The following is a 12,077-nucleotide window of genomic DNA, read 5'->3' on the forward strand; positions in this document are numbered from 1 at the left end:
CCGGTCCGGTAAAGGCGTCCTCCGACCACGCCGACCGTGATCGACGTGTGACAGCACACGGCGACCGGCCGGCTACCTCACGGTCTCTTAGGTGATGCGAGCGAGCGTGATCCTGCGTTGGGCGTCCGCGGCGGCGTCGATGAGACGCCTGCCGATCTCGGCGAGGTCCGAGGTCTGCATCCGATAGGTGGGCATGCACACGGAGATACCGGCGATCGGCCTTCGGCGGGCGTCGACGATCGCGACTCCGACGCCTCCGACCTCGGGACGGTAGGAGCCGCGGTTGATCGCGTATCCACGGGTGCGCACTCGCGACAACTCCTCGCGGATCTCGGCCTGGTCCGTCATCGACCGCTCGGTATAGCGCTGCAGCGGGACGGCCAGGATCCAGTTGAGTGTTTCGGCGGGCAGGGCGGCCATGAGCGCGAGTCCCGGTGACACGCAGTGGGCGGGGGAGCGGCTGCCGAGGGTGCTGACGGAGCGGACCGGTTTCGGTGAGACCAGCTGATCCAGATAGATGATGTGCCGGCCGTGGAGCTCGGTGAGATGGACGGTCTCCTTGGTGGCATCGTGGAGTTCTTCCAGGATCGGCCGCAACGTGGCCTTGAGGTCGTGCTTCGCCTGCGTGGCGGGCGAGAGGCCGAGGATTCCGGGGCCGAGCCGGTAGTGCAGGTCCGCGTCCTTCACCAGCCAGCCGCGATCGACGAGTGTCTTGGCGAGCCGGAAGGCGGTCGCCTTTCCGGTGCCGAGTCGGTCCGCGAGCTGGGTGACGGTGAGGCCGCTGCTTTCGGCCAGGAGCTCGATCATCGTCAGCGCCCGGTTCACCGATGACAGCGCCTTGGTGTCAGCCATGTTGTTCACCATAGCGGACCGATCCCCGGAAGAAGTGTTCCGCTATGGTGAACAACATATTGCGTACTGAGAAACGTCCTGCATATGGTGCACACCACCCCCCACAACCGCTGGGGCCCCAGCCATAGGAGAACCACGTGGACGATGTCAACGGCGTGCGCAAACGCCAGGTGCGATCGGCTGGCATCGCATCCATCACCGGATGGGCGATGGACCTGTATGACCTCACCGTCATCCTGTTCGTGGCCTCGACCATCGGCCCGCTGCTGTTCCCCGCGGGGAACGCGACCCTGCAGCTGACGTTCGTGTACGCCTCGTTCGCGGTCACTCTGCTGATGAGGCCGCTCGGCTCGGCGCTCTTCGGTGCCTACGCGGACCGCAACGGACGCAAACTCGCCATGCTCGTGTCCATCAGCGGTGTCGGCATCTCGACCGCCCTGATGGGCGCCGTACCCACCTACGAGGCGGCGGGCTACCTCGCGCCGTCGCTGTTCCTCATCCTGCGAATGATCCAGGGCATCTTCGTGGGCGGGGTTGTGGCGTCGACGCACACGCTCGGAACCGAGACCGTACAGCCCGGGCATCGCGGTCTGATGTCGGGCCTGGTCGCGGGTGGCGGCGCGGGTGCCGGAGCCGTCCTGGCGTCGATCGCCTACTTCGTGATCTCCACGCTGTTCCCGGGAGAGGCGTTCGCCACGATGGGCTGGCGGGTCATGTTCTTCACGGGCATCGTCACGGCCGTTTTCAGCTTCTACGTCTACCGCCGGACCGAGGAATCCCCGCTGTGGGCCGCGCGTCAGGACCGTCCCACCCCGCGGAAGTCGCCCCTGCGACAGGTCTTCGCACGTCAGTACCGCACCGTGATGCTGGTCAACACCGCCGTCACCGCCGGTGGCGCCGCGTTCTACTACCTCACGGTGGGCTTCTTCCCGACCTTCTTCGGTGCGAACATCGGCATCGGCAAGACCACCGCGGCGATTATCTTGATCATCGCCAACCTGGGCATCATCGCGGGAGGGATCATCGGTGGCCACCTCAGCGACCGGTACGGCCGCCGTCCAGTGTTCCTCGGGTTCGGGACCGCCACCCTCGTCGCGGTTCCCTTCCTGTACCTGTGGCTGGCGGACCGGCAGCCCGGCGAAGCCGTTGTGATCACGGTGGTCGCGACCGTCATGGCCTTCGTGGTGATGGCGGCGGGGGCACCGATGCTCATTTTCCTCAACGAGCGCTTCCCCACCGAGATCCGCGCCACCGGCACGGGGCTGAGCTGGAACCTCGGCTTCGCGATCGGCGGTGTGATGCCGGCGATCGTCACCTTCTTCAGCCCGGAGGTCAGCGACATCCCCTCCCGCCTGGCGATCGGCATCGCCGCCTTCGCCGTACTGTTCCTGCTGGGGGTGTTCGTCGCCGGCGAAACCCGCCACCTGGGCCTCGGCGAGGCGACCTCCGGTGATGGCTCCGATCGCCCGACGGGCGTGGCGGACCCGGCGGCACGGAACTGACCCACCAAGCGACCGCTACCTTTCCACCGACGCACTCGGAGAAGTGTCATGCCCCTGATCCGCATCAACCACGCCGCACCGCTGAGCCCGGAGGTCATCGAGAACCTGCTCCACACGGTCACAGACGCCTACGTCACGGCGACCGGCTCCGACCCGGCGGCAGTGCACGTGCTCGTGGAGCGGGTGCAGCCGGAGAACTGGGCGGTGGGAGGCACCAGCCTCGCCGCACGGAACGCCCGCTGAACGCCCACTGAACGCACGATGCCCCAACACCGAAAGGACGCCACGACCATGTCCCACCCACTGAGCGATCGAACCGCCGTCGTCACCGGCGCAGGAGGTGGCCTCGGCCGGGCGGTGGCGCGCGCGCTGTCGCGTTCGGGCGCTCGCGTGGCGTGTGGCGACCTCGACGGGCAGGCCGCGCGGGAGACGGCGCACGGCATCGTCTCCGACGGAGGGACCGCGATGTCGTGGCAGGTCGACGTCACCGACGAGGCAGCCGTGCAGGGCTGGCGAGACGAGATCACCACGCGTCTGGGCGCGGCGTCGATCATCGTCAACGTCGCCGGCACGATCGACCGGCGGCTGCTGCTCGACCTTGATCACGACGCGTTCCTGCGCGCCGTCGACGTCAACCTCGGCGGTCCCTACGCGGTTATCCGGGCGTTCGCCAGGGACCTGCTGGATCGCGGGAGCGGCCGGATCGTCAACGTCGCCTCGGTGGCGGGCACGACCGGATACCCGTTCCCCAGCTATGCCGCGTCCAAGGCGGGACTGGTCAACCTGACCCGGTCCCTCCTCACCGACTTCTGGGGAACCGGCATCACCGTCAACGCCGTCTGCCCGGGCGCGATGGACACGCCCATGTTCAATACGGCGCTGATCCCGGAGATGGCACGGCGTAGCCCGATCGGGAGGATCGTCACCGTGGACGAGGTCGCCGCCGCCGTGGAGTTCCTGTGCCAGGACGCCGCGGCCGGAGTGAACGGCGTCGCCCTGACCGTCGACGGCGGCGCCACCGCCGTCATCAAGTACTTCGACAATGAGTGAGGCATCGGCGATGACCACGGGTCCGGACAACCGCGAGGTCGTCGTGCTCCTCCACAGCCTCGGGACGGACCGGCGCCTGTGGCACCCCCAGGCCACGGCCCTCTCCGGCCGATACCGGGTGATCACTCCCGACAGCCGGGGTCATGGAGACACGGCGTGGCGGGGGCCGCTGCGCCTGTCGGACTGGGTCACCGATCTGCACGCGGAACTCGCCCCCGTCTCCCGCAAGGTGCACCTGGTGGGTCTTTCCATGGGGGGTGTCCAGGCGGTGGCGTACGCCGAGCGGCATCCCGATCGCGTGTGCAGCCTGGTGCTCGCCAACACCTTCGCCGGGCTCGCGCCCGAGATCGCCGACCGCCGTATGGAGGCCATCTCGCGGGCCCTGCCCGAGCAGGGCATGGCCGGCTACGCCGAGACCTACCTGAAAGAGACCCTCACCCGGCCGCTCGCGTCCGCCGACCGCGCCATGCTGTACGACGCCATCGCCTCCGTCTCACCCGAGGCGTACCTCGCCTCCGCCGAGGCCACCTTCCGGGTGGACAACACCAGCCGTCTCACCGGCATCGATGTCCCCACGCTCGTGCTCGCGGGAGCGGACGACAACAAGACCCCGCTGCCGTTGTTGCGGGAACTGGAGCAGGGGATCCACGGGGCTACCCTTCGGGTAATCCCCCGCGCCGGACATTTGTCCAATATCGAAAACCCGGAGGCGTTCACCGAAGCGCTGACGACGTTCTTCGCCGCGATCGGCGGCGAGCGACACATGAGGAAGGAACCGGCTCTATGACGGTCACAGTCGTCACCGGAGGCGCGAGCGGGATCGGTGCGGCCATCACACGATCCCTGTGCGCGGACGGGCTGCCGGTCGTCGTCGTCGACCTGCGCGTTCCCGAGGAGCGAGTCGACGGCGCACAGTATGTCGTGGCCGACCTGAGCACCGCCGACGGCATAACGGCGATGTGCGACGGGCTCGCCGCGGGCGGCGTGACCCAGGTCGATCACCTCGTGCACTGCGCGGCGGCCACCCACTGGTCATCGTTCCGTGACACCGGGCGTGAGGTGTGGGAGCGCGTACTGCGCACCAACCTGGAGGGGACCATCGCGCTCACCCAGGCGATCGTCCCGATGATGGTCAGGGGCGGCCGTATCGTGCTGTTCGCCTCTGGCACGGTGTTCAAGGGGCCGCGCAACCTCTTCGCCTACGTCGCCTCGAAGGCGGGGGTCATCGGGTTCGCGCGCTGTCTGGCCGATGAACTCGGCGACGACGAGATCACGGTGAACGTGATCAGCCCGGGCATCACCGCGACGCCGATGATCGCGTCGATGGCGCATACCGAGGAGCAGAACATCAGCACTCGCTCGCTGAAGCGCCGCGCCTACCCGGAGGACATCGTCGGGCCGGTCAGATTTCTGCTCTCCCCGGGCGCCGCCTTCGTCACCGGCCAGACGCTCTGCGTCGACGGCGGCTCAGTAAAGCACTGAGCACGCCCTCACCGACAAACAACCCAGAAACATCACAGGACTAAAGAGGAAGGGCATAAGCGTGACCAAGCCCAGTCGCCCCGTGCAGACAGTCATGGCCGGAGGTTTCCGCACCGCCTATGTCGAGGCCGGTGACCCCCAGCGCGACACGGTCGTACTCATTCATGACGGCGGTTTCGGCACCACCGCGGAACTCTGCTGGGGACCGGTGATCGACGCCCTGTCCGCGGACTTCCACGTGGTCGCGCCGGAACTCCTCGGCTGGGGCGGCACCGACAAGGCCGTCTTCCTCGACCGGTCCCCCTACGCGGCGCGCATCGTGCACGTCGCCGCCTTCTGCCAGGCACTGGGCATCGACCGGGCACACTTCGTCGGTGCCTCCTTCGGCGGCTCCCTGCTGCTGCGGGCACTGGTGGAACCCGGCCGTCCCTGGCCGGTCGACCGCGCCGTCAGCATCTCCGGCACCGGTGGACCGTTCCGAGTCCCCGAGGGCATCGCCGCGCTCGCGGACTACGAGCCCAGTCTTGAGGCGGCCGAGAAGATGACCCGGTTGATCGTCCGCAGCACCGAAGGACTGGACGACCACATCCGCCGGCGGCATGAGAACAGCCTCATCCCCGGCCACTGGGAGTCGCTGATGGCACCGCGGCTGAGCAACCCCGCCGTGCAGCGGCAGCTTCCTCCGGACACCTTCCTTGATCGGATGCGCGAGCTGGAGACGCCGTTGCTGCTCGTCGAGGGACGGTACGACACGCTTCTGGAAACCGGATGGTCCAAGAAACTGACCGATCTCGCACCCGGGGCGACCAGCGTGGAAGTCGACTACAGCCACGAGCCGAACATCGAGGCGCCGGAGGAGACGAGCCGCATGATCGCCGAGTTCCTCCAGAAGAAGGCGGTGTGAAACCGATGCCGGCGCAATCGGGGCCCAGCGATTTCATCGCTTTCACCGAACCCGACTACGACGACGTTCTGCCGATCACCGAGGACGACGACTTCATCGCCCGGGCGTTGGCGGATGCGGAGCTGCCCGCCCTGCTGGCCGCGCTGGCACTGGTCGACGACGAGCCCGAACTGCTCGGCGACGATCTCAAGCCGCCACTGCCTCCCATGGACTCCGTGATCGCTCCGCAGGGGGGGATGAGCGCGGCGAGCCAGGAGCGCGCACGCGCGGTGGCGCTCCAGGCGCTCATCCGTCTTCGGGACCGGGGGTCGGTCCGCGCCGCGGAGCCGAGCGCGGAGCCGAGCGCGGCCGCCCTCAACCGCATCATGCGGTTCCTCACCAAGGACGCCGGACCCGAATACATCCCGCTGCTCCGCCACGAGCTGGGTCTTCCCCGCGACTACGGGACACCGGGCTGGTCGAAGCAGGACATCGCCCCGGAGGCGGACTTCACCGTCGCCGTCATAGGGGCCGGCATCTCCGGCATGGCCGCCGCGCACCGCCTGCGCCAGGCCGGTGTGCCGTTCGTGATGTTCGAGAAGAACCCGGAGGTGGGCGGCACCTGGTGGGAGAACGTCTATCCCGGGTGCCGGCTCGACACCCCGAACTATGCCTACAGCTACTCGTTCGCGCAGAAGCCGGACTGGCCGCAGCAGTTCTCCGAGCAGGTGGAGATCGAGGCGTATCTCCAGGACGTGGCGACCCGGTTCGGGCTGCGCCCGCACATTCGTTTCGGCACCGAGGTCGTCGAGGCCTGCTTCGACGAGACGAAGCAGGGATGGGATGTGACCGTCCGGGACTCCGACGGCAACACCCGCACCCACCACTTCCAGGCGATCATCACCGCGGTCGGGCAGCTCAACCGCCCCAACATCCCCGACATCCCCGGCCGGGACACCTTCGCGGGCCGCTCGTTCCATTCCGCGCAATGGGACCGGGAACTCGACCTCACCGGCCTGCGGGTGGCAGTGATCGGCACCGGCGCCAGCGCGTACCAGATCGTGCCCGCGATCGCCGACCAGGTCGAGCACCTCACGGTGTTCCAGCGCAACGCGCCGTGGATGCTGCCCACACCGACCTACCACGATGACATCCGTCCCGGCATGTTCTGGCTGCTGCGTCACGTGCCGTACTACGGCCGCTGGTACCGGTTCTGGCATTTCTGGCTGGCCGCCGAGGGCCGGCTGCCGTTCGTCCAGGTCGATCCGGACTGGACCGATCCGCACTCGACGTCCGCCGCGAACGCCGCACTGCGCAGCCAGCTGCTGGAGCGCCTGAAGATCCAGCTCGCCGACCGCCCGGACCTGCTGGCCAAGATGACCCCCACCTACCCGCCCGGGGCCAAACGGATGACCCGGGACAACGGCGTGTGGGCGGCCGCGCTGAAGCGGCCGCACGTCGACCTCGTCGTCGACCCCATCGAGGCCATCACCGAGAAGGGGGTGCGGACGGCGGACGGGACCGTGCACGATGTCGACCTCATCGTCTACGCCACCGGCTTCCATGCCTCGGACTACCTGGAACCGATGACGATCCGCGGACGAGACGACGCCGACCTCCACGAGTACTGGGGCGGAGACGCCCGTGCCTACCTCGGGGTCACCGTGCCCAGGTTCCCCAACCTGTTCATGCTGATGGGGCCCAACACCGGCGTGGTGGTCAACGGCAGCGCGATCTTCATGGCCGAGTGCGCGGCCGAATACACCGTCGCGTGCATCGGGGAGCTGCTGCGATCCGGGTACCGGTCCCTCGACTGCCAGGAGACCGCCCTGAAGGAGTTCTGCGACCGGGTCGACGCCGGCAACAAGCTCAAGGCCTGGGGTGCCGTTCAGGTCAGCACCTGGTACCAGAACCGGTTCGGGCGGGCCTCCCAGGTCTGGCCGTTCTCGCTGCAGGAGTACTACGACATCACCCGCGCACCCGACCTCGCGGCCTACGAGCTGCTCGGCCACCACCCCGAACAGGAGACGGCCAGGTGACCGACGACGAGTTCTCCGTCCCCGCCGGGTCCGTTCCCGCCGGGTCCGTTCCCGCCGGGACGGACCAGGCCACCGTGCGCGTCACCGCCAGAACCCAGGTCGCCGACGACGTCGTCGCGCTGACTCTGGAACACCCCCAGGGCGACCGGCTGCCGGCCTGGACCCCGGGCTCACATGTGGACCTGGTGTTGCCCAACGGCCTGACCCGCCAGTACTCCCTGTGCGGTGACCGGTGGGACCCGTTCACCTACCGGGTGGCCGTTCTCCGCGAACCCACTGGCCGCCGTGGCTCCGCCTGGGTGCACGACACCCTGCGGCCCGGCGACCTGCTCGGGCTCGGCGGGCCCCGCAACCACTTCCCGATGGTGCCCTCGGACGAATATCTGTTCATTGCCGGAGGCATCGGGATCACCCCGCTGCTGCCGATGATCCGGCAGGCCGACATGATGGGGGCCGAGTGGAAGCTGCTGTACGGCGGGCGGCGGCGCACGTCGATGGCCTTCCGCGACGAACTCGAGCGCTACGGCGACCGAGTGCGTCTCGTACCGCAGGACGAGTACGGCCTGCTGGACCTGGCCACCTGGCTCGGCGAGCCACGAGAAGGGACGAAGGTCTACTGCTGCGGCCCCGCCCCCCTTCTTGCCGCGGCCGAGTCGGCCTGCTCCCCGTGGCCGGAGTACACGCTGCGTACCGAGCGGTTCACCCCGCCGGAACTGGACGCGCCGGCACGCAAGGGGCCGTTCGACGTCGAACTGCGCCGCTCAGGCAAGACCGTCACCGTCGATCCGGACGTCTCCATCCTCGACGCGGTACGCGGCGTGGGCATCGACATGCTCTCCTCCTGCAGGCAGGGCACCTGCGGCACCTGTGAGACCACGGTGCTCGACGGTATTCCCGACCACCGTGACTGCGTCCTGGACGAGGCGGAACGCGCGGCAGGCGACTGCATGCTCATCTGCGTTTCCCGCTCCCGCACCGACCGCCTCGTCCTGGACCTGTGACCGACCGCCTCGTCCTGGACCTGTGACCGAGCGTCCATCACGCCTACCGGAGCCCAACCATGACCTCCATCCGCCAGGATGCCGCCGCCCTCCCCACCAGTGACATCGACCCGTTCGACCACGAGAACCTACGCGACCGAACCCCCATGCAGATCGCCCTGCGCGAGGCGGGCCCGGTGGTGTACCTGAACCGCTACGACGTCTACGCGCTGGGCCGCTATGACGAGGTCGGCGCAGCCATGGTCGACTGGCAGCACTTCCAGGTCGGTGCCGGTGTCGGCCTGGCCAACTTCCATACCGAGAAGCCCTGGCGTCTCCCTGCCATGCCGACGGAGTCGGACCCTCCCCTGCACGACGCCCCTCGCCGCGTACTCAGCAAGATCCTCAGCCCGCGAGTGCTGCGGCGGGTGCGCGAGCAGTGGACCGCGGACGCCGAGGAACTCGTCGAACGCCTCGTCGCCGCGGGCGGCGAATTCGACGCCATGCCCGCCTTGGCCGCCGCCTTCCCGCTCAAGGTCTTCCCCGACGCGGTCGGCCTGCCCAAGGAGGGCCGGGAGGACCTCCTGGCCTACGGTGACCTGGTCTTCAACGCCTTCGGCCCTAAAAACGACCTTTTCACCCGCAGCGCGAACCGGCTGGCCGAACTCTCCGCATGGGTCACCACCCTGTGCGCCCGGGAGGTTCTCGCCGAGGGCGGTTTCGGCGCCGAGATCTGGGCCGCCGCCGATCGAGGCGACCTCACTCAGCAACAGGCGCCGCTCGTGGTGCGCTCACTGCTGTCGGCCGGGGTCGACACCACCGTGCACGGGATCGCCGCGATCCTGCACGCTTTCGCCACGCATCCGGAGCAATGGCAACGGCTACGTGAGCAGCCGCAGCTCGCGCGCGTCGCCTTCGACGAGGCCGTACGCTGGGCCTCCCCCCTGCAGATGGTGTTCCACACCACCGCCACGGAGACGGCGTTCGCCGACGCGACCATCCCCAAGCACAAAAAGATCCTCATGCTGCTCGGTGCGGCCAACCGCGATCCTCGCCGGTGGCACAATCCCGACGCCTTCGATCTCACCCGCGATCCGTCAGGCCACCTGGGTTTCGGCATGGGCATCCACCAGTGTGTCGGCCAGCATGTCGCCCGACTTGAGGCCGAAGTCCTGCTCACCGTCCTCGCGCGCCGCATCAAGCAGATCGAGCCGGCCGCTCCGCCCCGCAGAGGCCTCAACAACACACTGCAGACCTGGGAGTCCCTCCCCATCCGGGTGAGCACGTGAGGTCCCGCCTCCGTTATGCGCGGTCTGCGCTTCTTGCTTCGTGACCGGGACAACGACGCGCGGTTCACGGTTGGCGGGCCTGCCTGGTCCATCCTGAACGGTGCTGAACGTCCCTGTAGTGCAGCCGGAGATGCAACCTGCGACGGTCCTCGGTCGCCGACGGATCTGTCGTGGGTGGATGGCAGGATCATCGCCATGACAGACATTGATGATCTTTTCCGGCGGGTGTCAGTGAAGGCGGGGACTCCCGGAGAACCGTTGCCTCCCCCTGCGACGGCGGAAGAGGTGGCACAGGCGGAGATCATCTTGGGTTTCGGACTCCCTCCCGTACTCGCACGGCTCTACTGCGAGGTGGCCAACGGAGGCTTCGGCCCTGACTACCAGCTCTTTCCGCTCGCGGGAGAAGGGCGTACCGCAGTGAACGTCTACCGCGAGGAACGCTCGATGTCGGAGTCTGGCGGTGAAGTGCATTGGCCGGCGGATGTCCTGCCGATCCTGGACTGGGGATGCGGCATGTACGCCGCCGTGGACTGCCGGAGCTCCGAGGGCACCGTGCTGGTCTTCGAACCGAACGGGATCGATGTTCGGCGTCAGGGTCTCGAAGGAGGATCTCAAGAGCCGGTCGCGGTACAACACCTATGCGCGCCTCGGCCTGCCGCCCGGTCCCATCTGTAACCCGGGCGCCGACGCCATCGAGGCTGCCCTGAAGCCGGCCGCTGGGCCCTGGCTGCACTTCGTGACGACCGATCCGGAGAAGGGCGTCACGAAGTTCGCCGACTCCGAATCCGGGTTCTTCAAGCTGGTCCAGGAATACAACAAGAACCGCAGGACCGGGTGATGGAGCGGCGCGCCGCAGTCCTCGGTTCACCGATCGGGCACGCTCCCTCTCCCCGTACCTCCATCGGGCCGTGCGGCGGCGCGCCGCGCCGCCGCCTTGATCGTCCTTCTCAAGCTCCACAAGGAGTCCCAGAGGCTCGAACGGGAGGCGGTCATTCCCAGCTCACCACGACCAAGCCACCCACATCACGGAGACGCTCGCGATCGAGGCGGCGGGTCGGATGGGACGGGCGCTGTGGGACGGCTGACCGCAACCTGACGGCGACCATTGCAACCCTGGGCAGACTTCCCGAGTTGGAAATGGGAAGTCTGCCCAGCTCATTGGGGTAGGGCGCCTGGGACTCGAACCCAGAACCTACGGATTAAAAGTCCGCAGCTCTAACCATTGAGCTAACGCCCCGCAGGTGACAGCGTACCGAGGATAGTGTCCACTAACGTCCGTCGCCAGGCCCATTCGCGGTCACCTGTTTGCGGAACGGCAGGTGGAACGCGGGACCGGCTCCTAGAGTGGCGGGCATGACGAGCTCGGGGCTTGAGCCCGCCCGCAACGCACATGTCTCCACGAGGCAAGGGTATGTCGTGGTCGACGTGGAGACCACGGGTTTCTCGCCGTCCAGGGGTGACCGGATCTGTGAGATAGCGCTCATCTCGCTGAACGCCCAGGGCGAGACCGTCGACGAGTGGCACTCACTGGTCAACCCGAGGCGCGGCACAGGGGCCGTGCACGTTCACGGCATCACCGGTGCGATGGTCGCGGGCGCGCCGATGATCGAAGAGTTGCTGGACGAGGTCTGGCAGCGGATCGCCGGCCGGGTCCTGGTGGCCCACAACGCCCCCTTCGACCTGCGCTTCCTACAGCGCCTTCCCGGCAGCGAGTGGGTGACCGAGACCCTGTGCACCCAGCGGCTGGCGCCGGGCTTCATCCCCGACGGCAGGTGGACGCTCGCCGCGTGCTGCGAGCGCGCGGGGATCCCGCTCCTCGGCGCCCACGCCGCGCTGGCCGACGCCCGCGCCACCGCCGAACTGCTCCGGTTCTACCTGCGTACGGGAGTCTCCTGGGCGGAGAAGCTCGAGCAAGCGGCCCAGGCCCCCGAGTGGCGTCCCTGCGGGATGCCCCAGCGCCACCCCCGCCGAAGGTAGCCCGAGCACGCCGGACACGGGCA

Annotated in this window: 13 protein-coding genes and 1 tRNA gene; 12 read left to right on the top strand and 2 right to left on the bottom strand. The window is 68.2% G+C overall.

Annotation, left to right across the window (positions count from 1 at the left end; translation table 11 throughout):
* Positions 1–87 precede the first annotated feature (87 nt).
* Entirely contained in the window at positions 88–852 is a 765-nt protein-coding gene (locus OIE13_RS32545) for an IclR family transcriptional regulator (RefSeq protein ID WP_326645804.1), read from the bottom strand.
* Positions 853–989: 137 nt separating this feature from the next.
* Here OIE13_RS32545 and OIE13_RS32550 point away from each other — a divergent pair, with 137 nt between their 5' ends.
* From OIE13_RS32550 to OIE13_RS32600, 11 genes are all read left to right on the top strand, one after another.
* Positions 990–2,354, top strand: a complete 1,365-nt coding sequence (locus OIE13_RS32550; RefSeq protein ID WP_326645802.1) for an MFS transporter — start codon at positions 990–992, stop codon at positions 2,352–2,354.
* Between the two features lie 48 nt (positions 2,355–2,402).
* Positions 2,403–2,597 carry a tautomerase family protein gene (locus tag OIE13_RS32555; protein WP_326645801.1) on the top strand — a complete coding sequence of 65 codons (195 nt, stop codon included), beginning with the start codon at positions 2,403–2,405 and terminating at the stop codon, positions 2,595–2,597.
* Between the two features lie 48 nt (positions 2,598–2,645).
* On the top strand, positions 2,646–3,404 hold the full coding sequence (locus OIE13_RS32560; protein ID WP_326645799.1) for an SDR family NAD(P)-dependent oxidoreductase: 759 nt from the start codon (positions 2,646–2,648) through the stop codon (positions 3,402–3,404).
* On the top strand, positions 3,397–4,191 hold the full coding sequence (locus OIE13_RS32565; RefSeq protein WP_326645797.1) for an alpha/beta fold hydrolase: 795 nt from the start codon (positions 3,397–3,399) through the stop codon (positions 4,189–4,191). Before OIE13_RS32560 ends, OIE13_RS32565 begins: the two co-directional genes overlap by 8 nt.
* Positions 4,188–4,886, top strand: coding sequence for an SDR family NAD(P)-dependent oxidoreductase (locus OIE13_RS32570; protein ID WP_326645795.1), 699 nt, complete (start codon positions 4,188–4,190; stop codon positions 4,884–4,886). Before OIE13_RS32565 ends, OIE13_RS32570 begins: the two co-directional genes overlap by 4 nt.
* Positions 4,887–4,947: 61 nt before the next feature.
* The gene (locus OIE13_RS32575; RefSeq protein WP_326645794.1) at positions 4,948–5,790 is read left to right on the top strand and encodes an alpha/beta fold hydrolase; all 843 of its coding nucleotides are present in this window, start codon (positions 4,948–4,950) and stop codon (positions 5,788–5,790) included.
* Positions 5,791–5,795: 5 nt separating this feature from the next.
* Positions 5,796–7,808: a flavin-containing monooxygenase gene (locus OIE13_RS32580; RefSeq protein WP_326645793.1), complete on the top strand. Its 2,013-nt coding sequence runs from the start codon at positions 5,796–5,798 to the stop codon at positions 7,806–7,808.
* Complete coding sequence (locus tag OIE13_RS32585) at positions 7,805–8,809, top strand: PDR/VanB family oxidoreductase (protein WP_326645791.1); 1,005 nt, start codon at positions 7,805–7,807, stop codon at positions 8,807–8,809. Before OIE13_RS32580 ends, OIE13_RS32585 begins: the two co-directional genes overlap by 4 nt.
* A 59-nt stretch (positions 8,810–8,868) precedes the next feature.
* Positions 8,869–10,077, top strand: coding sequence for a cytochrome P450 (locus OIE13_RS32590; RefSeq protein WP_326645788.1), 1,209 nt, complete (start codon positions 8,869–8,871; stop codon positions 10,075–10,077).
* Between the two features lie 195 nt (positions 10,078–10,272).
* Entirely contained in the window at positions 10,273–10,752 is a 480-nt protein-coding gene (locus tag OIE13_RS32595) for an SMI1/KNR4 family protein (protein WP_326830325.1), read from the top strand.
* Positions 10,658–10,915 carry an endolytic transglycosylase MltG gene (locus OIE13_RS32600; protein ID WP_326645784.1) on the top strand — a complete coding sequence of 86 codons (258 nt, stop codon included), beginning with the start codon at positions 10,658–10,660 and terminating at the stop codon, positions 10,913–10,915. The genes OIE13_RS32595 and OIE13_RS32600 overlap by 95 nt, the downstream gene beginning before the upstream one ends.
* Positions 10,916–11,241: 326 nt before the next feature.
* Here OIE13_RS32600 and OIE13_RS32605 read toward each other — a convergent pair.
* Positions 11,242–11,314, bottom strand: a tRNA-Lys gene (locus OIE13_RS32605).
* Between the two features lie 116 nt (positions 11,315–11,430).
* On the opposite strand from OIE13_RS32605, the gene OIE13_RS32610 reads away from it, so the two are divergent.
* Positions 11,431–12,054 (top strand): 3'-5' exonuclease, encoded by a 624-nt coding sequence (locus tag OIE13_RS32610; protein ID WP_326645782.1) that lies wholly within the window; start codon positions 11,431–11,433, stop codon positions 12,052–12,054.
* The last annotated feature ends 23 nt before the right edge of the window (positions 12,055–12,077 follow it).

Source organism: Streptosporangium sp. NBC_01810 (assembly GCF_035917355.1).
Lineage (GTDB): Bacteria > Actinomycetota > Actinomycetes > Streptosporangiales > Streptosporangiaceae > Streptosporangium.